Here is a 25,146-nt window from a genome sequence, read left to right as displayed (position 1 = left end):
GAAAAATAAACAGCTACGGCTAAATTATAAAAAAATGAAGCCCATACGTTATCGAACTTCATTTTATCTTAACTTTCTTCAAAACTTATTAGTCAAAGATTATATTTCCATCAGAGATCTCTCTGATAACCGCCAGAGATTCAACTTTATAACCTCTGTCCCTGAGTTTCCTGCTCCCGCCTTGAAACCCTTTTTCTATAACAGCTCCGATACCTATGATTTCGCCTCCCGCCTGCTTAACTATCTCTGTGAGTGCAAGAGATGCTTCTCCGTGGGCCATAAAATCATCTATTATCAGCACCTTTTCACCGGCATGAAGAAGATTCTTGGAAACTCTGAACTTAGAAACGGTTCCTTTCGTAAATGATCTGGCATCCGCTTCATAAAAATCTTCCGTCATAGTATTAGGTGAGGTTTTTTTTGCAAACACTACGAGAGGATATTCAAAATACTGGGCGGCAAGACATGCCACGGCTATACCGCTTGCTTCCACAGTCAATATCTTGTCTATTTCACAATCTTCAAATCGTTTTCTGAATTCTTTGCCTATACGCTCAAGAAACTCCACATCAAGCATATGATTAAGAAAACGATCGACTTTTACTACTTCTGTACCTATAGCCAAGCCTTCTTTTAAGATCTTTTCCTTTAATTCCTGCATATCTGACCTGTTTTCTATTTATCTTCCTTAAACAAATCTTCCAGCCCCTCAAAAGAAATCTCTCCGGCTTCTTCTTTAGGTGCTTCTTCTACAGGCTCCTCTTTTAACTCAGGCATATCGACCTGTATATCATCGAGCTTAAGCTCCTGTATATCATCAACCGGCTTCCCATCAGTATTCTCTGTCTGAACGAGATCTTCCAGCTTAAGTTCCGTGAATTCTTCCTCAGCAGGTTCTTCGGCAATTTCATCTGCAGCAGGCTGTTCTGTATGTATCTGCGGAAGCGTAATCTCCTCCACACCTTCTTCTGCCATCGGGATATCAACGGCATCAAGATCCTGTGCAACATTCCATGCTGCTTCTTCGTCATCTGCCAGTTTGCTCTTAAGGCTGTCCACTCTTCCTGCAGTACGAAGTATATTTGTTTTTATCTCAGCAAACTCTTCTTCCATAGCATTGAGCTGCTGCTTGTATTTATTCTTAAGAGCCTCGGCTTTTTCTTTCTCAGCCTGAACTTCTGCTTTCATAGCAGCTTTTTCAGCTTCTACAGCCTCTCTGGAAGCATTGAGTTCTGCTGTGATGGCCTCTTTTTCGGCCTCCATACCATTTCTCATTTGTTCCAGTTCTTTTTCCTGCTTAGCCACATGTTCTCTGCCTTCTGATAAGATTGTCTCTACCTCTGTTTTCGCCTGATTGATTATCTCATTGCTGCTCTTTTTAGCTTCCATGATCAAGCTTACATACAGTTCGTTGTTATCATCATATTTCTGATATCTTTCTCTCAGTTCATTTATCTCTACTTCATAAGCGTTTTCCAGCTCTTCTATATTATTTTCGTACAAATCGCACAGCTGCTGCATGCATTCGTATACATCATCTTTGTCAAATCCCCCAGCCGGGTTCTTCTTGATATTCATATTTTTCAGAAGCCCGATAACCGTTTCACGTCTTTGCTCAGTTAATGCATTCTTGTTCATTTCCGTAACCTCTTTTTCTTCTCATTATTATAATGCGAATAAATAATATGCTATATTATAACATCATTAAACTGCTTTGTCTTCCTTTATTTGTAATTATGTCTCATTTTTTATTGACTTTTACCACTCAAAAAGGTTACCATAACAAAAAGGTCTTTTATCAAGGAGCTTTATTTTCTCATGAATTTTATGTAAAGTTGAGGTCAATATTTATGAAAACTATTGAAATAATATCAGGAGAACAAAAGGCGCGATTTACCACTAAGTCCGTTACTTTTGACGGAAAAGAGTACCTTTATATCAAGATGTCTGATGTAACACATAATACAGAAGAATGTGTGTATACATTTACATATGAAAATGAAATCAAAACTCTGCCCTATGAAGCAAAAGATGCTCGGATCCTAAATGCGATATTCAGCCAAGTTCAGAATCTGCAGGTTAAAAAAAAGCATATAAGTGAAGTTTCTAAAACTACTGAGAAATCAAAAGTTGAAAACCACGGGATTTCATCCGAACCGGATTCGGAAAAAGAACTTCTGTATCCCGAACATTCAGAAAAACCAGATATATCATCCGAAAAAGACGATCCTCTTGATCCAAAAGCCGAAAAAAAAGCCGAAAAAGCCAGACTTAAAGCTGAAAAGGAACGACTTAAAGCGGAGAAAAAAGCTGAAAAGGAAAAAGAAAAAGAACGAAAAAAAATTGAAAAATCAAAAACAGAAAATCCTGACATAATAACAAAAGAAAATCAGCAATCCGGTGATAACACAGCTACAGATGAAAACAAAGAAGAACTCTCCGATAAATTCTCATTGTTTGAAGACTTAGATCAAAACTCGGACAAGCTGTCCGAAAATATAGATAATGCAGATTCCGAAAACAGTGATCCAAACGTTGCCGAAAAGAAAACCCGTTTCAAAAAATCCATCATAATATTCGCTATAATAGTTGCTGTGATAGTCGCTCTCTCACTCATATATTTCCTAATATTCGGAACCAAAGACAAACCTTCATCAATAAATCCTTCCTCAACTAATTCCGAAACATATGAAAACATAGATGAATTGATAGATGATCTGCAGTAAATTACTGCAGATCGTTTTTTAATTCATTCTATCGGGATGACATCTTCCGCATGGTTCATATCCAGCCTCTTGGGCAGTTTGTATATCCATAAAATAAATCCTGTTTTCCTCATTGGGAAGACCTCCGCAATCCGGAAAATGATACTTCCTTGAATTTATATTTCCTATATATTTAGCGTTTTCGTACTCTTCAACATGAGACCTTTCAGATTTTTTCCCTTCACAGTTGAATGTAATATCCTCACCGTCAGATACAGCTATTACAGTCCCTTGTTCATCTGTTCTGAAAATCTCAGCTCCAAGATCTCCGAATCTGCTCATGGACTCTTCATGTGGATGCCCATACATATTATCTTTCCCACAGGATATGACTACATATTTTGGATTTACTTCACGCAAAAAATAATAACTGTTTGAAGTACTGCTTCCATGATGCCCTGCCTGCAGAATATCAGCTTCAAGTGCCTCTCCGCTTTCTATCATCTTACGTTCACAGGAACTTCCCGCATCCCCTGTAAAAATGATACTGTTCTCCCCATGCATCACCTTAAGGCATATGGAATTATCATTTTCATCATCGGATTTCTCCAAAGGTCCCAGAAACTCGATACTGCATTCTCCTAAAGATATCGTATCTCCCGGCAAAGGAGCCTGTGTCTGTATTCCCATCCTATCTATCACTGTCTTGAGATATCCTTCAATACCATCATCATATCCTTCAAGCATAAATATCTTATCTACAGCAATGCTATCTATGATATCTCCTCCGGATCCTATATGATCTTCATGAGGATGAGTAAAAACTATATATTTAAGCCTGCTTATCCCCAAATCATCAAGATACCCTGTAATAAATTCTGCATCATCTCTGTTTCCCGCATCTACAAGCATTGCTTCATCCTGTGAAACCAACAATGTAGAATCTGCCTGCCCCACATCAAGAAAGTAAATGGTCAGATTTTCTTTCACCGGCGACTTAACTGAAGAACTGTCTTTCAATGTATCCATACCACACGAACTGAAAAGCAGCAATACCATCAGCAGCATGAAAAATACCGGAAATACTGAGCATTTTCGCGCAATACACCCGGTATTCTTTTTATATTCTTTTTTTCCGCAACTAATCATTTTATCAAGATCTTCCCTGTTTACCATATATGTCATCTCTTCCGGCCTGCTTTTTACAATATCACTGATATATATGTTCCGCCGCGGCCTTCTGCATGAATTATCTCAAGTCCTTTATTTTGCTGAAATATATCCCTACACTCTCTAAACATCAATGATATGATTTCCTTTGTGAACAAAGTGTCATAAGGATGTCCTAATTTTTTTCTTACCTTTGCGAAAACCGTTTCGGGCATAGCTTTTATGGCCATATCAGCCATAGCCAGAGGCACCGGCATAGAGAAATTCGTTTTCCCGCTTCTGACTTCTATCTTCATAAATCCCTATTTGTCCACAAAGACGCGGACTTTTGTTCCGTCAGCCGCATCAATGCTGACAATATCTCCTTCCATTCCTTCGTTAATACACTCAGCTACTGCTGACATTATTTCTTCAAATTGTATGCCATTAAGGTTCCCATCGGGAATCGGCAGTTTCCCTGAATTCTCCAAGAGCCTTTTTACAGCAGCTACCGGAAGCTGTATATTTATCTTATCCCCATCAGCGCTGTCTACAGTAATCCTGAACATTTTCTTTCCGTAAAGTATTATTTGTTTATCGTCCATATTTCATTTCCTTTTTGTATAATAAATATATTTATTATATCACGGTATATCGATATTTAACAGATATTTGACTTTGATCTTAAAACGAAAGAAGGATGCTCTGAGCGAACATCCTCTTTTCACAAATACGTCTACGCAATTTTTCTGCAAAACAACGTTCTGCATCTTAAATTCATGGTGGAGCATAGGGGGATCGAACCCCTGACCTCATGACTGCCAGTCATGCGCGCTCCCAGCTGCGCCAATGCCCCTCATGGAGCCACTGGCCGGGGTCGAACCGGCCACCTGCACGTTACGAATGTGCTGCTCTGCCAGATGAGCTACAGTGGCTTACCGCAAAAGTATAATGACATTTTACTATGTGTTAAATATAACGTCAAGCTGACAGACAAAAATTTTCATCGTAAAGAAAACTTTTATATCATACTGGGTCATACCGGCATCCATCAAAAGAAGTATCAAACATACATATACTTTTATAACTGCAATATTTGCATGCGGTTTTGAAATTCCCCTCCATATCTCTTTTCCCTTCCCGCTTTGGCTTTATGTCTATTTTCCCTTCACACAGTTCCCTGCATATACGTTTCACCTGCATATCTACCTGCTGATACAGATTTCGGAATTCATCCTTTGACATAAGGTATCCTCCTGAAGACGAAACATATCTCCCCTCTTTCCTGCTCACCTTTACCGGAATTACGTGGGATGCTCCATTTATCTCTGTGTCCATAGAATTTATCACACTTTCATCATCGAGCAATATTCCCTCAAGCTTATAGGCATCGGCTATCTTACGCTCAAAATCCTCAGAATCTTGAGGTATAGAAGTTGTATCAGCGTCCATATCTATATCCTTTATCTTAAAATAAAATATACCCGCAGGCTGAGCAGCCTCATATGATGATTCCAGCGCTGCTTTCAGATATACCATAAGCTGAAGTTTATACCCTTTTATAAAATGTTCCGGATCTATAGAATCATCACCTGTCTTATAATCTATTATCCTAACTGCATCTGTTTCACCCTCTATAATATCAAGTCTGTCTATCTTACCCTGTATGAATACTTGCTGCTCTCCTATATCCACTTTTACAGGGGGCAAATCTTTTCCTGAACCAAAAGGATACTCAAACCGCATCGCTTTAATATTGCCTTTTCTCACCTGCTGTATCATAGACCATGCTATCCTTGAGCATATCTCAGCTATTCTCTCTGTTCTGTATTCTTCCTCTTTTCCGGAAATAAGAATTCCCTCTCTGTAAGAAAGTAAATCATTTTTTATAATTTCCTCTATCTGATCAAAACACTCATCCTGAGTTATAGTCATCCATGGGGAAACTTCATCATTTACCGACATACCGCTCTTTCTGTCAGGTGTCAAATTCTGAGATAGCTTCATGAGGCATCTGTGATAGATATCACCTATTTCTCTTGCTCCCATCTCATATACTCTTATCTGCTCTGCTCTGAGACCGTACATGATAAAATGAGCAAAAGGACATTTACTGTATTGTTCCAATCTTGAAGAGCTGACTTCCAACATAGCCCGTTCCCCTCGATACAAACTATCAGCAAAATCATTTCCCAGCATTTCCATTTTATTGTCAAAAAGCATCCCTTTTTTAACACGTTTAAAATCAGCGTCTTCTTTATCTTCATACCAGTTCATAACCTGAAGCCACCCGGTATCTATCTGCCCTCCGTCATGATATTCTCTAAGAGCATCAGCCATATAAGACAATGTCCCCTCTTTCGACGTTATTTTATCCAGAAAACAATCAGAATCAGAAAGATCACCAAAAACCGATATACTTTCCTCACTTTCGCCACCATTCATCTTTTGAAGATATTTTTTTAATTCTGTAAAAACCTCTGACGGTCTGCTTTCTTCACCCTTTTCATCCACTCCGCTGCAGCTGACATAAAGATATTCCTCAGGTAGATATAATGTTCTTAAAACAGCCAATTGTTCCTCTTGCTTTACGATCTCATCCCTTTTCGAAATTTCCAAATCCATTGACTGAAGAATCGCTTTTTCATGCTCACTTAAAAGCCCCTCATCATTTCTGTTTAAAGGCAGTACACCTTCGTTGGCTCCTACAACCAGCAGAGCTTTCAAACGGCTAAGCCTTGTTCTCTGCAATGTTCCAATCAATACACAGTCAGGACTCACAGGGACCAAACCTATTTCAACATCTTCAAACCCGGAAGTCATAAGACTCAGAAGCTCTTCATTGGAGCTTTTCTCGTTTCCTATTATCTCAACGATCTGATCAAATATATTACATATCACATCCCAACTCTGAGATGTCTCAGCGGCGCTTTCTGCAAGCCCCATATCCTCCTGCCTTCTGATTATCTCTTCCAGTCTTTCTGTCATGGCAAAATCCTTTTCAAGGAAATCATAAAGACCTCTTATTTTATCTCCGGCAGTATTGCGCCCTCCCATACAAAGTCTGGCCTTCTCAACCATATCTACCACATATTGTCTCAAATCATTGATTTTATTAAGATCCTCTGCGCTATATGTATCAGTACCCTTGGAAAAAATTTTTTTCCATGCGAAACCATGTATCCTAAATTGCTTCACATAATTTTCAAGAAGCTCCTTCTCATCATCATTAAAATCCATTATCCCGGACTTTACAAGTCTCATCAAAGCGTCATCACGATAACCTTTTGCAATCACTTCCATAAGAGCCAGAAGAAAACTTACAGCCTGATGATGCAGGACTTTACGTTTTTTATCCATAAAAACCGGTATCCCCCATCTCATGAAAGTTCTCCTTAAAATACCGCCCCTGATATCAGTATCATTACACACCACGACTATATCTCCGAATTTATAGCCTTTCTCCCTTACCAATTTAAGAATATATGCTGCCGCCCTGTCAGCCTCCGTATACATATTTGAGGCTGACACAAGTGTAACAGGAGCCGGAATTCCCCTATGACTCCACACAGTTTCCCTCGGTTTTCCGCTTATGCTCTTTATGGCAGAAGATATCCCAGCCTTCTCTGCCAGTTCAGAAAGCTGTCTCATAACATATCCTGTAAGATAAAATATTTCATTATCCTTTTCATATGTCATAACAACATTGACCCCTCTGGAAGCTCTCAGAAGGCGCTCTATCACCAGAAAATTTTTCGGAGTAAACGTATCAAACCCATATATCCATACCTCTGATTCACGTACTATCGGAGCCTCAAGGATCTTATCGCCATAAAATGTTATATAATCCTCTGAATCAAGATATTTTCCCTGTATCTGCTGTTGATAAGCTCTGTATATAGTGAGAATATCGCTGAGCTTGTATTTCAGATAACTGTTATCGTCAAGCAAGTCAAGAGTTCTTTCAAGATCTTCTTCAGAAACATCATATCGTTTCATCTCAGAGATGGCGCTGTTGAGCATCTCTATAAAAGAACTTTTCCAATTAAGTCCTTTGTAAATATTAAGCCTGTCCTCCATTTTTGACACGATCTTTGTAAGGAGCATATGCCTTCCGTATTTATCTACAAGATCAGGAGTTTTGCCTCCTGCTTGCCTTATCACCTTATGACCGAGAGTAGAAAAATCTATGACTCGAAGATCTATGAGACTGTTTTTCTTAAGATAAAAAAAGGCATCCCTTTCGGCCTGCAGGGAAAACTGATCCGGTACAAGCAGCAAGGTATTGCCTTTCATATGTTCAAATATAAATTTTTCTCTATCTGTCTGTTCTCCGCCGTAATAGATATTAAGCATGGAAAATCTCCTTATTTAAGTAATAAATTCCCTGAAAACATCTTTTACGGTATCTATTTTTCGGATCCCGTCCACACCGGTGCTGCAAAAAATCAGTCCGCTATCGTAATCTCCACAAACACCACGTTTAACTGCGCCTATTATATCATACTGATCTTTTCCTGTACTTGCCAACATATCGGAAAAAGAATTTTTCATTACTCTCACTGATGTTTTCATAGGACTTCTGATTATTGTAACATCATTTTCAGTGCAGTTCAAATACAGCTTTTTGTACTCATCAGAGGCATCACATTCTTCAGTGGTAACAAATCTCGTTCCCATTAGGATCCCATCGGCTCCATATCTGTATACCTTTTCTGCATCTGATTTGTGAAATATCCCTCCTCCTACTATAAGAGGGCAATTTTCAAGTTTAGCAAGCTCTGCTTTTATTTCTGCTATTATTTTATACCTGTCTCCCGTAGCTTTCTCCAGCTCTTCTTCTTTAAAACCTAAAAGTCCCGCCGCAAGAGGACCCTGGAAAATAAATCCGTCAGGAGTTCTGTTGTATTTCTGAGTCCAAGCTTTTGTTATGGCGGAAGCTGCTCTTTTTGATGATATAGTTGGCATAAGTGCAATCTTCCTGTCAGAACAATATTCGGGAAGATTTTTAGGAACTCCTGCGCTTGTTACTATAACCTGAGCGCCTCCTCTTATAGCCGCTTTCACGTACTCTCCGGCATTAGGATTATTCCACATGATGCTTGCTCCTACGAGGCCTTTTCCTTTCGCCTTTTTTACCATATTTCTCGCCTCAGACACAGTTTTCTCTATAGCTGATAAATTTGCTTTAAGAGGATTCTCTTCATAATCATTCGTACCATATCCTATTTCAGAAGTCCCTATAAGGCCAAGCCCTCCTTCTATAGCTACAGCGGACACCAGACTGCTGCCGGCGACACCTATACTCATTCCCGCCTGTACTATAGGAACAGGCAGATGGTTTCCGGCCAGCTCCATAGGAGCCAATTCAAAAGAAGTATCTTTCTTGTAAGCCATACTGCTTCTCATCACCAGAAAATTGTTTATATTGTCCACCGAAGAGACAAACTGTCTTATACTTTCCTCCGGTATCTGAGCGATAGCTTCACGTATCATGGATTCATGAAAATCCTCATGTTCCTTTACGGCATCCATTCCGCGCTCTGTAAGACTGACTTTCACTATACGTCTGTCATTTTCATCTCTCAGACGCTGTGCATATCCCTTTTTTACAAGTCTGTTTATAGCTGTCGTAAGAGTACTGACCTTTATACCAAGTATATTGGCTATATGAGTCATGGTTTTGGGTCTTCCTGTTCCTACAGCTTCCAAAGTATGAACTTCCGTGATGGAAATATCTCCATAAGACGCATTTTGAATAGCTTCTTCCTCAAGCCTCAGCACAGTATTGAAAAGATTTACAAATATATCATTGAGTTTTTTTATTTCCCTATCCATGTCGGTTTCCTAACTGAAGGCAAACATTATCTCACATTTACAGGCCAGCACATCTGCGACATAAGCTTCCGCCAGTCCTATGCCTGAATTACTCCTTAGCCTTTCCATGCTGACTTTAAGCGTAAGAGTGTCTCCCGGAACCACTTGTTTTTTAAATTTCGCATTCTTTATAGCTCCAAAGACAGCCAGCTTGCCCTTATTCTCCGGCATAGAAAGCACAGTTATTCCTCCGGCCTGCGCCAGTGATTCCACAATGAGGACTCCGGGCATTATAGGCCTGCCCGGAAAATGTCCCTTAAAATAATACTCATCTGCTGTAACAAACTTGGTGGCAACGATGGATTTTCCTACTTCCATTTCTTCCACCTGATCTACAAGAAGGAACGGCTCTCTGTGAGGAAGCACTTCCTTTATCTGTTCTTTATCCATCAACATCTTGGCTACCTCTTTCTATCTATTGTATTTTTTCATGATAAGGGTTGCATTATGCCCGCCAAAACCGAGAGAGTTTGAGAGAACATAATTAAGCTCTGCTTTCCTTCCCACATTCGGAACATAATCAAGATCCAATTCAGGATCCTGTTTCTGAAGACCCGCAGTCGGCGGGATAAAATTCTCAACTATAGCTTTCGCACAAATAACAGCTTCAAGTCCGCCTGCTGCTCCCAGCAAATGCCCGGTCATGCTCTTAGTAGAACTTACAGGTACCTTTGTATCTTCTCCGAACACCTTTTTTATAGCAATAGTTTCAAAAGCATCATTATATGGAGTACCTGTACCGTGAGCATTAATATAATTCACATCATCGGGAGTTATTCCGGCATCCTCTATTGCCATCTTTATTGCTTTCGCTGCTCCTTCGCCTTCAGGATCAGGTGAAGTAATATGATAAGCATCAGATGTAGCGCCGTATCCTACAATCTCTGCATATATCTCAGCGCCTCTTTTCTCTGCATGTTCGAGTTCTTCGAGAATAAGGAACCCTGCACCTTCGCCGAGAATAAACCCAGCTCTATCCTCATCAAAAGGAATAGAAGCTCTGTCAGGATCAGTTGTAGTATTCATAGCTGTCATATTGGAAAATCCGGAAAACGATACAGGGGCGAGAACCGATTCAGCTCCTCCCGCTATCACAACATCATTATATCCATGTTTAATATTTCTGTATGCTTCTCCTATATTATGAGTTCCTGCAGCGCACGCCGATACAATACCAAAGCTGGCTCCCTTTGCTTTAAATTCCATTGAAATATTACCGGCGACAGCATTTGGCATCATCATAGGTACTAAAAGAGCCGACGCCCTTGCAGTGGTCCCTTTTTTCACACATTTAGTAACTTCGCTTTCAAGAGTAGCCAAGCCGCCTATCCCTGTACCGCCATATACTCCGAATCTGTCAGAATCTACATTCTCTCCGCTTACGATTCCGCTGTCAGCTACAGCTTCTCTCGCAGCCACGAGAGCATATTGATCTGCTATATCAAGTCTCCTTGCTGCTCTCTTATCTCCGAAATCAAAATTTTTTACCTCAGCAGCTAAAGTAACTTTATGTCCTTCAAGATCAAATCTTGTAATTCTGCCTATGCCGTGTTTTCCGGCCTTTATAGATTCCCACATAGTTTCTATGTCGTTTCCTACAGGGGAGACAACGCCGAGCCCTGTAACTACAACTCTCTTTTCCATATCAATTCCTCCTTATGAACTTGCCTATCTACATTATCAATCCGCCATCCACACTTATTACCTGTCCTGTAACATATGAACTCATGCCTGAAGCAAGGAAAAGCGCTGCATTAGCTATATCCTCCGGTTGCCCCAGCCTTCCAAGCGTTATGTTCTTAGCCGCATTATCTTTCTGTTCATCTGTCAGTACCGCCGTCATATCTGTCTCAATAAATCCGGGAGCAATCGCGTTAACTCTTATTCCGCGTCTGCCCAGTTCCTTTGCCGCTGACAATGTCATGCCTACTATTCCTGCCTTCGATGCGCTGTAATTTACCTGAGCGGGATTTCCTTTAAGCCCTGATACAGAAGCCATATTGATTATAGATCCGCTTCTTTTTTTCACCATCAGCGCAGAAAGCTCCTTCATCATATAAAATGCTCCGTTAAGATTCGCATTTATCACTTTTGTGAAATCCTCATCACTCATTCTCATCATGAGTTTATCATTTGTAATCCCCGCATTATTGACAAGTATGTCGACTTTTTTGTCAAAATCAGTTTTTATAAGCTCCGCAATTTTCTTGGCTGTTTCGGGATCAGCTACATCACCTTTTAGTACGCGAACCTCCGTTCCCATCTCTTTAAGTTCATCTGCAGTTTTTTCTGCTTCTGCATCATTGCTTCTGTAGCACAGGACAACATTAGCGCCGTTCTCGCAGAAAACTCTGGCGATGGCTTTTCCTATACCTCTTACGCCTCCTGTTATCACTGCTGTTTTATCTTTTAACATTATTTCCTCCGATCATTTAACGAATCTAAATAAGCTCTTTCAGCTGTGCAACTGCATTCTGTAGTGTTTCAACATTCTCTACATTGAGAGCCGTTATTTCGGGGCATGTTTTTTTCGTAAGTCCTGTCAATGTCTTCCCCGGTCCGACTTCTACGATAGCCTTTACTCCTTCTGTCTGAAATTTCTTTATTATTTCTTCCCAGTATACCGGACTCATGGCCTGTTTTGCCAGCATATCGGTAAGATATTGTCCTTCATCCTGACCATCAAAATCTTTCATGATATCGTCTGCAGTTACATTTGCATATACCTTCTTTTTCGGCGCCTTAAGATCCGCCTCAAGCAAAACGTCTTTAAGCTTTTCCGCCGCCGATATCATCATAGGACTGTGAAAGGCTGTACTTACGCCCAAAGGAATCGCTTTTACGCCTTTTGCCTTTGCAGCCCTTCTGAAACGCTTCAAAGCCGCCTTATCCCCTGCCACTACAGTCTGAACAGGTGAATTGAAGTTGACCCCCTCAAGAATTCCGTCCTCTCTCGCATCTTCTACCGCTTCAAGTATTGCCTTGCGGTCTCCTATACCTGCCGCCATTCCGCCTTTGGCATTGCCTTCTTCATCAAGGCCCGCCTGCTGCATGAGAACACCTCGCTTTGAAACAATATCAATTCCTTTGCTTATTTCGTCTATGGCTCCTGCTGCCGTAAGTGCCGAATACTCTCCCAAACTGAATCCTGCAAGAGCCACCACCTCCAGATCATCTGTCATTGCCTGTTTTTTTATTTCCGCCATGAAAGCTTCATAGGCTGCCATAGTGGTAGTATAAATCGTAGGCTGTGTAACATGCGTCTGCTTAAGAGTTTCTTCATCTCCTTCAAAACACCATGCCTTCACCTGATCTCCTGCCATATCAAATATGGTCTTTGCTTCCGGATAAGTCTCGTAAAGATCCTTTCCCATTCCGCTATACTGTGCTCCCTGACCTGCAAATACTATTCCTATCTTCATAAATCTTCTCCGCCTCCTTGAACATTTCTTCTATCATTTCAGCTGCTGTCTGTTCTTTATGCACCAGTCCTGCGATCTGACCGGACATGATATTGCCATTGTCTGCATCGCCGTCTCTTACCGCAGCAGCCAGCGTTCCTGTACACAGCTCGTTGATTTCTTCCTCCGGAGCGTTCTTCTTCTCCAAAGAAAGTATTTTTCTCGCCAGCTTATTTTTGATTATTCTCACCGGATGTCCTGTACTTCTCCCCGTAGCCACTGTTGAAGAGTCCTTCGCTTTAAGAATTGCGTCCTTATATCCCTGATGTATGATACATTCCTCAGCTACCAGAAATCTCGTTCCAAGCTGAACACCCTTCGCTCCCAGCATATATGCCGCAGCGATTCCTCTGCCGTCAGCAATGCCTCCTGCTGCAATTACAGGTATATTCAAAGCAGCTACCATTTGCGGAACAAGAGCCATAGTCGCAGTCTCTCCGATATGTCCTCCCGCCTCTGTTCCTTCCGCAACAACAGCATCCGCTCCCGCACGCTCCACTCTGAGAGCCAAAGTCACATTGGCAACTACGGGACTCACCTTAATTCCATGTTCCTTCATCTTTGCAATATATTTACCCGGGTTTCCTGCTCCTGTCGTAACTACCGGAACCTTTTCTTCACATACCACCTCAACCAGTTCATCTACATTGTCCGCCATCAGCATTATATTAACGCCGAAAGGCTTATCCGTCATTTCTCTCGTTTTCTTTATCTGATCTTTCAGCCAATCTCCGCTTTGCCCTCCGGCAGCAATTATTCCGAGTCCGCCGCCGTTGCTCACAGCTGCCGCAAGATGATACTCTGCTATTCTCGCCATTGCACCTTGGATAATAGGATATTTTGTTCCTAAAATTTCACAGACATTCAACATGTTATTCCTCCTGTTTAATGTTCTTTATTCTAATTTCTAATTGTAAGTTCAAATACTTTGATTATCAAACTAAATTATATGATACTATTTAGAGTTGATTTAGTCAAGTACTGTCCCCAACAGCCGCTGTCCCGCTTTATCAATAGCTTAAAATGCCAGAGACAAAATACGCTTACTCTCCTCGTCAACAAATTAAATAAAAAAGAGATGCACTGTCAATATACACCTCTTCACACTTTTTCTATATTATTTCCAATAAATCTGACGGCTTTTCCAGTATGTAATCCGGAGCCGCATCTCCCAATTCTTCTTTCGTTTTTCCGCCAAGAGCCAGTGACCATGAAACCAGAACCGACTTTACACCTGCATTTTTTGCACAAAGCAAATCAAATAGCGTATCTCCCAACATTATAGCATTTTCAGGGACAGATCCCAATTTTTCCAATGTTATATTTATTGGCTGGGGATCAGGCTTATGTCTCGTAGTATCATCTGCCGTCAACACTGTATCAAAGTAATCTTTTATTTCATATTTTTCCAGACCCTGCATAGTGGTGCTGTACAGTCTGGATGTTACCAGTGCTGTCTTGTACCCTCTTCCTTTGACCTCCGCCAACAGTTCTTTCATTCCCGGGAACAAATTTATAAGTTCACCGAAATTATCACGATGAAAACTCCTGTATACCTCCAGCGAATCTTTTGCCGGTACATCCGGGAAAAACTTTTTCATGGTCTGCTCCAAAGGTTCCCCAAAAGTATTTATCAGCCGTTCGGGATCTTCTTCGCGATTTTCAAGTGTTCTGAAAGTATGCTGCCAGGACATCAGTATAACATCATTTGTATTCATAACGGTCCCGTCAAAATCGAAAAGCACTGTATCTATATTGCTCATATGAAAAATATCCTCCGGTAAATATATTATTTAAGTTTCATTGTCAGTCCTATTTTCTGCTTGTCACGATCTATATTTATTATTTTGACCTTTACTGTATCGCCCACCGACACCACATCCATAGGATGCTTAATATATTTGCTGCTCATCTGAGATATATGAACAAGTCCGTCATTTTTGACCCCAATATCTACGAACGCTCCGAAATCCACCACATTTCTAACGGTTCCTTCAAGTTCCATATCAAGTTTAAGATCGTCAAATGATTTTACATCGTTTCGAAAAACCACAGACGGAGCGTCCTCACGCGGATCACGTCCCGGCTTTTTCATTTCCGCTACTATGTCTGAAAGTGTGAGCACTCCTGCATTCAGATCGGCCGCCATTTTTTCTATGGCTCTTTTCATATTTCTCTTAGGTTTTTCATTCTTTTTTGAAAGTTCCTTCAAAGCAGCAAGACCTTTAGCTCTTGTCTTTAGCTGCTTAGATTTTTCTTCTTCTCCGTAAACTGCCCATATTCTGTCGTCTATATCTGGAATTCCTCCTCGCTGAAGCTCTGTTTTATCTATTCCCAGCTTATACAGCATTGCTTCAGCTACAGAATATGATTCAGGGTGAACTGAAGTACTGTCAAGAGGATTCTTTCCATCAGAAATTCTTATAAATCCCGCACACTGATTGAAAGTTTTTTCCCCCAGCTTTGCAACCTTTTTCAGCTCTTTACGCTCCTTAAAAGACCCATTCTTCTCTCTGTAATCTACTATATTTCCGGCAATACTCATATTTATTCCGGCCACATGAGCAAGAAGTGAAGGTGATGCCGTGTTAAGCTCGACACCTACTCTGTTTACACAGTCTTCCACCACATTGTCAAGAGCATTTTCAAGAAGCCCCTGATTGATATCGTGTTGATACTGCCCCACACCTATGCTCTTTGTGGGGATTTTCACCAGTTCTGCAAGAGGATCCTGAAGACGTCTGCCCAAAGACATGGCGCCTCTTACGGTAACATCCAGATCAGGATATTCCTCAGTTGCCAGCTTTGATGCCGAATACACTGATGCTCCTGCTTCATTTACTATGGTATAATTTATATCTCTGCCTGACTTTCTGATGAAATCCGCAACTACTTCTTCTGTCTCTCTTGATGCCGTTCCATTGCCGATTACGATTGTGCTTATTTTAAATTTATCTGCCAGTTTAGCCAGCACAGCTTCTGTTCCTTTGATGTCCTTTTTTGGCTCTGTAGGATAAACAGTTGTATACGCCAGCAACTTTCCGGTTTCATTAAGAACAGCGATTTTGCATCCTGTCCTGTATCCCGGATCTATGCTAATAATCCTCGCTCCTTTTACAGGAGGTACCATAAGCAGCTTTTCCGTATTTTTAGCAAACACCTTAACCGCTTCTGCCTCGGCTCTCTCTGTCAGCATATTACGTGCTTCACGCTCGGCAGCAGGTGCTATCAGCCTTTTATAAGCATCTGCAACAGTATCTCTGATAAGCTCTGTAAATATAGATTTCTCATTAGTTATTGCCGAATCACATAAAAGCTCTTCCATTTTGCCGGCATCAGTCTTCACCTTTACCTTGAGTTTCTTTTCCTTCTCACCTCTGTTAATGGCCAAAATCCTGTGATTAGGTATCTTATCTATTCCTTCGCTGTATTCGTAATACATTTCGTATACAGTTTTTTCCTCAGGATCTACCGCCTCCGTAGTTATTACTCCTGTATCTCTGGTTTTTTCTCTTATGGCTGCTGTCAGCTCAGGATCATCAGAAATCATTTCGGCGATTATATCACATGCGCCCTGAATAGCATCTTCTGCTGATTCAACACCTTTTTCGGCATCTGCAAATTCCGCCGCAAAATCTTCGGCCTTTCCGGTTTCCTGTCTCTGTTCCAAAATCTTCAAAGCCAGCGGCTCCAGCCCTTTTTCCTTTGCCTTTGAAGCTCTGGTTGCCTTTTTCTTTTTATAAGGCTTATACAGATCCTCTACTCTCTGAAGAACTTCTGCTTCCTCTATCTGCTGTCTAAGTTCATCTGTAAGCTTTCCCTGTTCCTCTATAAGTCTTATGACTTCTTCTTTTCTTTCCTGCAGATTTCTCAGATAAGTGAGTCGCTCATCCATATCTCTGAGGACCACATCACTGAGCCCTCCGGTAACTTCCTTTCTGTATCTGGCTATAAAAGGTATGGTGTTTCCTTCGTCTATAAGGGCCACCGTCTGCTGCACCTGAGTTTCTTTAAGCTGAAACTCTTTTGCAATCATCTCAATGATGTTCATCTGCTACTCCTTTTGCTTTAGTTTTTCGTTAATAAAATAGTCCAGGTCGCCATCCATCACCGCTTCCACATTGCCGACTTCTGCTCCAGTCCTATGATCTTTTACCATAGTATACGGATGAAAGACATACGATCTTATCTGGCTTCCCCATGTTATCTGACTGTAGTCGCCTTTAAGCTCATCCAGATTTTCCTTCTTTTCCTGCTCTTTTAATTCTATCAGCTTCGACATCAGCAGCTTCATTGCAGTTTCTCTGTTCTGGTGCTGTGATCTTTCATTCTGGCACGTTACTACTATGTTAGTCGGTATATGGGTTATTCTTATGGCAGAGTCCGTCTTATTAACATGCTGCCCGCCTGCGCCGCTGGATCTGAAAGTATCTATTCTTAGATCTTCACTGTTTATCTCCACATCCACATCATCATCGATTTCCGGTACCACGTCCAACGATGAAAATGATGTATGTCTTCTACCTGATGAATCGAAAGGCGATATCCTTACTATTCTGTGAACGCCTTTTTCATTCTTAAGATATCCATAGGCGTTCTCCCCTTCCACAAGAAGTGTTGCACTCTTTATTCCTCCCTCCGGGTCTTCCTGCATATCTATGAGCTTCGCTTTGTAACCCTTCTTTTCACACCATCTGGTATACATCCTGAAAAGCATTTCCGCCCAATCCTGAGCATCTGTACCTCCGGAGCCTGCGTGTACGGAAATTATGGCATTATTTTTATCATATTTGCCATTTAAAAGGGTCCTCAGTCTCAGATCCTCAAGATCCGCTGACAGTTTGTCAAAAGCTTCCTGTGCCTCTTCAGCCAATGACTCGTCCTGCTCCTCATCAGCCATCTCAATCATGACCTCCAGATCTTCCATCTGTCCGCTTAAACTATCCAGCTCGGATAATTTATCGTCCAGAGATTTTTTCTCCTTCATTATCTTTTGAGCGGATTCAGGATCATCCCAAAAACCGCTTTTGTTCATTTCGGATTCTATCTCCTCAAGTCTTCCTTTAAGCCCTTCCGGGTCAAAGGGACTCACCTGCCTCTTTGAGCAGCCCCTGCAGTGCAGGTATCTGACCTTTTATCTGGTCAAGCTGTATCATATTCTCACATCCTTTTTATTTTTATTTTAATATATCTTTATGATGTCATACCTTGCTTCGCAAGCTATTCTTGGGGAGTCGTCCTCCCACAGCAGTGTTTATATTTTTTACCGCTTCCGCATGGGCATGGATCGTTTCTTCCTACTTTCGGAGCATCCCTTCTGACTGTTTGTTGTTTATGCTCTCTCTGCGGAATCACCGCTTCTGCCGGAACATCCTGACCTCCGCCTGCCATAAGTGCGTCTTCCTCCGAGAATTCATCTTTATGACCTTCTCCGCTTCCCAACACATCTTTCCTCTCTGTAGTGGTCTGAACAGTCACGTTATAGCAGAATTTAACAAAATCCTCCTTAATGGAATTTATCATCAGTTCAAACATATCAAAGCCCTCCTGCGCATATGCTGCCGCAGGATCCTGTCCTCCAAGCCCTCTGAGTCCTATTCCGCTTTTAAGCTGATCCATAGCGTCTATATGATCCATCCACTTATTGTCGACAACTCTTATAAGTATCATTCGCTCCACTTCTCTGAGCTTGTCTATGCCGATCTCTTCTTCTTTTTGCTGATAAAGATCTTCAAAATCCGCATATATTCCGGCTTTAAGGCTTTCCTCATCCATATCGGAGAGTGTTTCCTGATCAAAATTCAAAGGTTCAAACTTAGGCGAAATTTTTCTCAGACCTTTATTTATAGTGTCAAAATCCCACTCTTCTGCAAACTTAGACTGTATTACTACAGGATCTACAACTTCATTTACCAGCTGATGTGTCATAGATATAAGATCTTCTCTGAGGTTCTCTCCGAACAACACTTTTTTACGCTCGCCATAGATGATTTCACGCTGCTTATTCATCACATTATCATATTGAAGCACATATTTTCTTATTGAAAAGTTTTTACCCTCTACTTTTTTCTGTGCGTTTTCTATCTGCTTGGTAATCATCTTGGCTTCAATAGCCTCATCTTCTTCTACGCCAAGTCTCTGAACGATAGCCTGCATCCTCTCTCCGCCGAAAAGTCTCATGAGGTCATCTTCCATTGATATACAGAACTGCGTCTGTCCGGGATCTCCCTGCCTTCCGGAACGTCCCCTCAGCTGATTGTCTATTCTTCGAGATTCGTGTCGCTCTGTACCTATTATACACAGACCTCCCAGCTCAACAACTTTTTCCTGCTCTGCCTTTCTTTCCTCCTTGTACTTCTCAAGAAGTTTTCTGTACTCCTCCCGCGCTTTAAGAAGCTCGGCATCATCAGACTGAACAAAACTTGTAGCAAAGGCTATCGATTCTTCGTCATATCCTTTTTGAACCATCTCTTTCCTCAAACTCCGGATTTCCTCCCAAGATGATATCGGTACCTCTTCCGGCCATGTTAGTAGCTATGGTTATGGCGCCAAGACGTCCTGCTTCAGCGATTATCTGTGCTTCCTTCTCATGCTGCTTGGCATTCAGTATGTTGAAGTCTTTAATTCCCCGCTTTTTAAGAGCATCGGCGATAAGCTCCGATTTCTCTATGGAAATCGTACCTACAAGAACCGGCTGTCCTTCCTTATGCGCCGCCTCTACACGATCAACTATAGATTTATATTTCCCGTTTTCTGTAGCATACACCGCATCCTGAAGATCTTCCCTGACTATTGGCTTATTGGTAGGAATAACCACTACATCCATATTGTATATATCTCTGAACTCACTCTCTTCAGTCTTGGCTGTACCTGTCATGCCTGCCAATTTCTGATACATCCTGAAATAATTCTGCAGCGTTATAGTAGCCAAAGTCTTTGATTCAGAACGGACAAGAACATTTTCTTTTGCTTCAATAGCCTGATGAAGTCCATCGCTGTATCTTCTTCCGAACATAAGGCGTCCTGTAAATTCATCTACAATAACGATCTCTCCGTCCTTAACGATATAATCCACATCACGCTTCATCATATTTCTTGCCTTCAAAGCCTGCAGCACATGATGGTTTATCTCCATGTTCTCAGGATCGGAAAAATTCTCTACGTCAAAATATTTCTCACATTTTGCAACACCTTCATCGGTAAGAGCTATCTGCTTATCCTTTTCCTCTATGGTAAAGTCCGCCTCCTCGCCCTCTTTAAGAGTTCTGACGAACCCATCAGCCCTCTTATACATATCTGTTGATTTGTCACCTTTTCCCGATATTATCAGTGGTGTTCTTGCTTCATCTATCAAAATGGAGTCTACCTCGTCTATGATGGCATAATTGAGTTCTCTCTGCATCATAGCTTCCTTGTATATAACCATGTTGTCTCTAAGGTAGTCAAATCCGTACTCATTGTTTGTTCCGTAAGTAATGTCAGCCTGATATGCCGCACGCCGCTCATCTTCAGATATTCCGTGTACGACGCATCCCACCGTAAGCCCCAGGAATGTATAAAGCTTGCCCATCCACTCCATGTCACGCTTTGCCAGATAATCATTTACAGTTACCACATGCACACCTTTACCTTCAAGCGCATTGAGATAGGCCGGAAGCGTAGCCACAAGAGTCTTACCTTCACCAGTCTTCATCTCTGATATCCTTCCCTGATGAAGAACGATACCTCCTATTACCTGCACATAAAAATGTTTCATTCCCAGACTTCTCCACGCGCCTTCTCTACATACAGCAAATGCTTCAGGCAATATATCATCAAGAGACTCGCCTTCCTGCACACGTTTTTTGAATTCCTCCGTTTTTTCACGAAGCTGTTCATCTGTAAGCGCCGCCATCTCGTCTTCGTGACTCATAACCCGGTCTGCTATTTTCGAAACCTTTTTTACTTCTTTTTCATTAAGATCACCAAAGATCTTTTCCATTAAACCCATTATGACTTCCCCTTTCTATTTTTAACTTCCTGCATTTTCCACTTTCAGATTTATTTCTATAGCCTTTCTTTCGTTGGCCTTAATTATCCGTACCCTCAGCTTTTTATCTCCTATTATTTCTTCAAAGGTGTCATTCTTAGCCGGAAGCTTGTCCATGCTCATAACGACCCATCCGTTTACGGTAACTACATCTGGTATATCATCTATGCCAAAATAATCAAACACCTTATTGATATTAGCACTGCACTTTACTCTGAAACTGCCGTTGTTAAGCGGTATTATATCATTTGATATTACTGCATCGTGCTCATCAAATATCTCTCCCACCAGTTCTTCTATGATATCTTCCATTGTGACCAATCCCTCGGTCCCGCCGTATTCATCTGTCACTATGGCCATATGTGTCTTTAAATGCTGCATTTTTCTAAGAAGATCGGATATCTTCATTACAGTACTGACAAAAACTACAGGGACAACCCCATCAGCAACACTTTTTTCAGTCCCCATCACATAATTATAAAAATCCTTTTGATTTATGACGCCCGTTATCCTATCTATATCTTCCTCATAGACGGGAAGTCTCGAGAAACCTGTTTTTACAAATATCTTCGCCAATTCCTCGTTGGAACATCTGACATCTGCCGCACAGATCTCAGGTCTCGGAGTCATTACATCTTCTGCTGTAAGATCAAAAAATCCTATGGCATTCTGAATAAGCTCACTGTGCTTTCCTTCAATGGTTCCTGCGGTTTCAGCCTCCTCAACCATAGTTTTGATTTCATCTTCTGTAATAATATCTGCGTTATTTAATTTCAACAATTTCGATATAAATAGCTTCCACTTCGTAAACAAAAAATTTATCGGAGTCATTAAAGTCATAAGCTTTTTCAGCATAGGAGCCGAAAGCATGGCAAAGCTCTCAGGTTTTTCCTTAGATATACTCTTAGGCGTTATCTCTCCGAATATCAGCACAACCACAGTGATGACTGCAGTAGCGACAGTAGCCCCATACGAGCCCATGAGATTTACAAACAACATCGTAGCAATAGATGTCATTGCAATATTGACGATATTATTTCCTATCAGTATAGTAGTCAGGAGCTTATCGTATTTATCAGAAAGTTTCAGAACCCGATCCGCCTTCTTATTGCCTTCGCCGGCCATATTCTTAAGTCTTATTCTGTTTACCGATGTAAATGCAGTTTCAGTTGCTGAAAAGTATGCTGAAAACATTATAAGCACTATTATTATCACTGTATCTTTGATAATGACACTGCCCATTAAACGCAATTCTCCCCTTTCAAAACACATCTTTTATATTTATAAATTATCTAATTAATCAGTATACCTTATTTTACCTTGAAATGGAATAAATAACAGGAGATTTATTATGTTAAATTCTCTGAAAATAATGTGTCGGTGCTTTACTCTTTTCTCGAATATCAAACAAAATACGAAGTTTGTACCCTGATCCGGTTCGATTCTTTATACAAAAAAACAGCTGTTCTGGTAAAACAGCTGTCTCAGTTTTTTCATCATCTGCAATATTATTTTTTTTCCGCAAATCTCCCGCTGAGATCAAACCCGTGATCTACAGGCCCACTTCCGTGTCCCAAATCAAGCATCGCCGACAATGCCCCTGATATATATGCCTTAGCCTCAGCTACAGCATCTTTAAGATCAAATCCCTTAGCTAAATTTGATGCTATGGCACTTGAAAGCGTACATCCTGTACCATGTGTATTGGGATTGTCTATACGTCTTGCGCCGATCCAGCTGATATTTCCTTTGGAATACAATATATCATCAGCATCTGATTCACTGTGCCCGCCTTTACACAACACAGCGCAGCCATAATTTTTACTTATCGCCATAGCCGCCATCTCCATATCTTCCTTTTCTGCAATCTCAAAACCTGTCAGAGCTGACGCCTCCGGTATATTAGGAGTTACTATTGCAGCCAGCGGAAAGAGCTTGTTTTTCAAAGTCCAGACTGCTTCTTCCTGCATAAGTCTCGACCCGCTGGTCGATATCATGACAGGATCAACCACTACGTTTTGTGCATTGTATTCGCTCAGCCTGCCGGCTATAACCTCTATGAGAGAAGGAGAAGATACCATTCCGATCTTTACCGCATCCGGCCGTATATCACAAAAAATATCATCTATTTGCCTCTTCAGGAATTCCGGAGTCACCTCTACTATCTCTGATACACCCATGGTATTCTGAGAAGTCAATGCAGTTACAGCGCTCATCCCGTATACACCGTTCATTATCATGGTTTTCAGATCCGCCTGTATTCCCGCTCCCCCACTGCAATCACTTCCTGCTATTGTCAGCACAGCTTTCTTTTTCATATTCTTTCACCTTTTTTAATTCAGTTTCAATAAACAACAGCCCGAGCCTCTGATATAAGACTTCTTGCCGCAGACTGTATATCCTCTGCTGCAAACAATGCGGAAACGACGGCAAAACCATCCATACCCATTCCTTTCAGCTGTTTCATATTTTCAATATTGACGCCGCCTATAGCTACAGAAGGAATGGATACTGCTTCACATATATCTTTCAGTTCTTGTCTGGTTATTCTTATGGCGCCCTGCTTAGTAGGAGAAGGGAATACCGCACCTACTCCTATATAATCCGCTCCTGCCGCTTCTGCCATTTTTGCCTGTTTCACAGTCTTTGCCGTGACACCTATTATGAACTCTCTGCCTGCCAGTTTCCTGATTTCTTCAGCCGACATATCTTCCTGGCCGACATGTATCCCATCCGCTCCGGATCTTAAAGCAACATTCAAATTATCATTTATTATAAGAGGTACACTGTAATTTTTACACAGAGCTTTCAGCTTTACCGCTTCCGCTGTGAAATCCTCTTCTTTCATATATTTTTCTCTCAGCTGAACACATGTCACTCCGCCTTCAAGAGCATCCCTCACCTGCGAATATAAGGTTTCTTTAACTGCATGAACACGGTTTGTCACAGCATAAAGCAGCAATTGTTCCTTTTCAAATTTCACTGTCCCCATAATCCTTTCCACTCCTTGTCTCAATGCTCTGAAAATATTTACCCGGTTCTCTGCATGTCATCATGCCGCTCATTATACAAGCCCCTTCTGCTCCTGCCTGTTTTATTTCTCCGATATTATCAGGTCCTATTCCTCCTATTGCATACACCGGAACAGACACTGCCACACATACCTCTTTGAGAAATTCAATTCCTCTCGGTTCCAGATTTCTCTTACAGCCAGTAGGAAAAATATGACCTGCTGTTATATATGTACATCCCAGTCTCTGGGCTTTCCGCGCTTCCTCGACAGAATGGCACGATGCTCCTATTATGTCAAATCTTGCTTTTTCTTTCTCAGGCATTTTCTTCAAAAGTTCCATCGGCATATGCAGAGCCCGCGCTGATAATCTTGCCGCCACATCTTTAAAGCTATGCAGTATGCATATAACTCCTGATTTCCTGCAAATTTCCATTACATCACCTGCAAGATTCTCATACTGTCCTTCTGTCATATCTTTTTCTCTCAAGATTATTCCGGCAGGACTGCACTTTGCTATTTTATTTATCCTTTCAATGAAATCTCCGTCGCATAAATGTCTATTGGTAACACATATTATATCAGACATAAAGATAATCGTTCAGCACAGGCTGCAGTCCTTCTTGGGAAATATCTTTATACATTTCCTCAAAGCTTCTGTCATCATTTATCTCAAATTGCTCGTCGCCTTCCTTACTGCCGCTCTCCTTTCCTGTATACTTGCTCTCATGATCGCCTATTCCCGTAGAAACACCGGCGGATACTTTTGTCGCTGCGATTTTTACAATACCATTTCTAAAGCTTTCACTTTCCCTTGACGATACGGTAATCCCTGCAAAAGGCAGGAAGATCCTATATGCACAGATTATCTGGCAAAGCTGTTTCTCATGGACATCCAGCGGGTTTATCTTATCA

At 41.2% G+C, this 25,146-nt stretch carries 20 protein-coding genes, 2 tRNA genes and 2 pseudogenes; 1 reads left to right on the top strand and 23 read right to left on the bottom strand.

Annotation, left to right across the window (positions count from 1 at the left end; genetic code table 11):
- Nucleotides 1-88: 88 nt before the first annotated feature.
- Both ACLR96_RS01875 and ACLR96_RS01870 read right to left on the bottom strand, forming a co-directional pair.
- Nucleotides 89-661, bottom strand: coding sequence for a xanthine phosphoribosyltransferase (locus ACLR96_RS01875; protein ID WP_177268755.1), 573 nt, complete (start codon nucleotides 659-661; stop codon nucleotides 89-91).
- 14 nt (nucleotides 662-675) lie between these two features.
- Nucleotides 676-1,638 carry a hypothetical protein gene (locus ACLR96_RS01870; protein WP_177268757.1) on the bottom strand — a complete coding sequence of 321 codons (963 nt, stop codon included), beginning with the start codon at nucleotides 1,636-1,638 and terminating at the stop codon, nucleotides 676-678.
- Between the two features lie 212 nt (nucleotides 1,639-1,850).
- Here ACLR96_RS01870 and ACLR96_RS01865 point away from each other — a divergent pair, with 212 nt between their 5' ends.
- On the top strand, nucleotides 1,851-2,726 hold the full coding sequence (locus ACLR96_RS01865; RefSeq protein ID WP_177268759.1) for a hypothetical protein: 876 nt from the start codon (nucleotides 1,851-1,853) through the stop codon (nucleotides 2,724-2,726).
- A gap of 18 nt (nucleotides 2,727-2,744) precedes the next feature.
- On the opposite strand, the gene ACLR96_RS01860 is transcribed toward ACLR96_RS01865, so the two are convergent.
- The 21 genes and pseudogenes from ACLR96_RS01860 to ACLR96_RS01760 form a co-directional block, all read right to left on the bottom strand.
- Entirely contained in the window at nucleotides 2,745-3,881 is a 1,137-nt protein-coding gene (locus tag ACLR96_RS01860) for an MBL fold metallo-hydrolase (protein WP_177268761.1), read from the bottom strand.
- 26 nt (nucleotides 3,882-3,907) lie between these two features.
- The gene (locus ACLR96_RS01855) at nucleotides 3,908-4,171 is read right to left on the bottom strand and encodes a hypothetical protein (RefSeq protein WP_177268763.1); all 264 of its coding nucleotides are present in this window, start codon (nucleotides 4,169-4,171) and stop codon (nucleotides 3,908-3,910) included.
- A gap of 6 nt (nucleotides 4,172-4,177) precedes the next feature.
- The gene (locus ACLR96_RS01850) at nucleotides 4,178-4,459 is read right to left on the bottom strand and encodes a hypothetical protein (RefSeq protein ID WP_177268765.1); all 282 of its coding nucleotides are present in this window, start codon (nucleotides 4,457-4,459) and stop codon (nucleotides 4,178-4,180) included.
- A 175-nt stretch (nucleotides 4,460-4,634) separates the two neighbouring features.
- Nucleotides 4,635-4,710: transfer RNA gene (locus tag ACLR96_RS01845), tRNA-Ala, on the bottom strand.
- A 3-nt stretch (nucleotides 4,711-4,713) separates the two neighbouring features.
- Nucleotides 4,714-4,789, bottom strand: a tRNA-Thr gene (locus tag ACLR96_RS01840).
- A 91-nt stretch (nucleotides 4,790-4,880) separates the two neighbouring features.
- On the bottom strand, nucleotides 4,881-8,210 hold the full coding sequence (locus ACLR96_RS01835; RefSeq protein ID WP_177268767.1) for a PD-(D/E)XK nuclease family protein: 3,330 nt from the start codon (nucleotides 8,208-8,210) through the stop codon (nucleotides 4,881-4,883).
- A 15-nt stretch (nucleotides 8,211-8,225) separates the two neighbouring features.
- Nucleotides 8,226-9,692, bottom strand: a complete 1,467-nt coding sequence (locus ACLR96_RS01830) for a geranylgeranylglyceryl/heptaprenylglyceryl phosphate synthase (RefSeq protein ID WP_412265090.1) — start codon at nucleotides 9,690-9,692, stop codon at nucleotides 8,226-8,228.
- Nucleotides 9,693-9,701: 9 nt separating this feature from the next.
- Complete coding sequence (gene fabZ / locus ACLR96_RS01825) at nucleotides 9,702-10,121, bottom strand: 3-hydroxyacyl-ACP dehydratase FabZ (protein WP_346727770.1); 420 nt, start codon at nucleotides 10,119-10,121, stop codon at nucleotides 9,702-9,704.
- Nucleotides 10,122-10,142: 21 nt separating this feature from the next.
- A complete protein-coding gene (fabF, locus tag ACLR96_RS01820) occupies nucleotides 10,143-11,375 on the bottom strand; it encodes a beta-ketoacyl-ACP synthase II (RefSeq protein ID WP_177268773.1) in 1,233 nt (410 codons plus the stop codon).
- Between the two features lie 28 nt (nucleotides 11,376-11,403).
- On the bottom strand, nucleotides 11,404-12,147 hold the full coding sequence (gene fabG / locus ACLR96_RS01815) for a 3-oxoacyl-[acyl-carrier-protein] reductase (RefSeq protein ID WP_177268775.1): 744 nt from the start codon (nucleotides 12,145-12,147) through the stop codon (nucleotides 11,404-11,406).
- 25 nt (nucleotides 12,148-12,172) lie between these two features.
- Entirely contained in the window at nucleotides 12,173-13,153 is a 981-nt protein-coding gene (locus ACLR96_RS01810; RefSeq protein WP_177268777.1) for an acyltransferase domain-containing protein, read from the bottom strand.
- The gene (fabK, locus tag ACLR96_RS01805) at nucleotides 13,110-14,063 is read right to left on the bottom strand and encodes an enoyl-[acyl-carrier-protein] reductase FabK (RefSeq protein WP_412265089.1); all 954 of its coding nucleotides are present in this window, start codon (nucleotides 14,061-14,063) and stop codon (nucleotides 13,110-13,112) included. Before fabK ends, ACLR96_RS01810 begins: the two co-directional genes overlap by 44 nt.
- A gap of 241 nt (nucleotides 14,064-14,304) precedes the next feature.
- On the bottom strand, nucleotides 14,305-14,955 hold the full coding sequence (locus ACLR96_RS01800) for an HAD-IA family hydrolase (RefSeq protein ID WP_177268781.1): 651 nt from the start codon (nucleotides 14,953-14,955) through the stop codon (nucleotides 14,305-14,307).
- A gap of 26 nt (nucleotides 14,956-14,981) precedes the next feature.
- Nucleotides 14,982-17,243, bottom strand: coding sequence for a Tex-like N-terminal domain-containing protein (locus tag ACLR96_RS01795; protein ID WP_177268783.1), 2,262 nt, complete (start codon nucleotides 17,241-17,243; stop codon nucleotides 14,982-14,984).
- 3 nt (nucleotides 17,244-17,246) lie between these two features.
- Nucleotides 17,247-18,348 (bottom strand): peptide chain release factor 2 gene (prfB, locus tag ACLR96_RS01790; RefSeq protein WP_177268785.1). Its coding sequence is split into 2 segments (ribosomal slippage): nucleotides 17,247-18,272 and nucleotides 18,274-18,348, totalling 1,101 coding nucleotides; the frame shifts between segments, so codons are not numbered across the junction.
- A gap of 64 nt (nucleotides 18,349-18,412) precedes the next feature.
- Nucleotides 18,413-21,185: pseudogene (gene secA, locus ACLR96_RS01785) on the bottom strand (preprotein translocase subunit SecA).
- Between the two features lie 18 nt (nucleotides 21,186-21,203).
- Entirely contained in the window at nucleotides 21,204-22,463 is a 1,260-nt protein-coding gene (locus ACLR96_RS01780) for a CNNM domain-containing protein (protein WP_177268787.1), read from the bottom strand.
- Between the two features lie 266 nt (nucleotides 22,464-22,729).
- Nucleotides 22,730-23,539 carry a bifunctional hydroxymethylpyrimidine kinase/phosphomethylpyrimidine kinase gene (gene thiD, locus ACLR96_RS01775; protein ID WP_177268789.1) on the bottom strand — a complete coding sequence of 270 codons (810 nt, stop codon included), beginning with the start codon at nucleotides 23,537-23,539 and terminating at the stop codon, nucleotides 22,730-22,732.
- Nucleotides 23,540-23,565: 26 nt separating this feature from the next.
- Nucleotides 23,566-24,213 (bottom strand): thiamine phosphate synthase, encoded by a 648-nt coding sequence (gene thiE, locus ACLR96_RS01770; RefSeq protein WP_207722958.1) that lies wholly within the window; start codon nucleotides 24,211-24,213, stop codon nucleotides 23,566-23,568.
- Nucleotides 24,194-24,820 (bottom strand): thiamine phosphate synthase, encoded by a 627-nt coding sequence (locus ACLR96_RS01765; RefSeq protein WP_177268791.1) that lies wholly within the window; start codon nucleotides 24,818-24,820, stop codon nucleotides 24,194-24,196. The genes thiE and ACLR96_RS01765 overlap by 20 nt, the downstream gene beginning before the upstream one ends.
- Nucleotides 24,813-25,146: pseudogene (locus ACLR96_RS01760) on the bottom strand (2-iminoacetate synthase ThiH); the annotation flags it as partial. The pseudogene ACLR96_RS01760 and the gene ACLR96_RS01765, both read right to left, overlap by 8 nt.

This window comes from Lentihominibacter sp. (assembly GCF_046951855.1).
In the GTDB taxonomy this organism is placed as follows: domain Bacteria; phylum Bacillota; class Clostridia; order Peptostreptococcales; family Anaerovoracaceae; genus Lentihominibacter; species Lentihominibacter hominis.
Note: the sequence above shows the minus strand (reverse complement) of the source record. Positions and strands in the feature narration are given on the sequence as shown.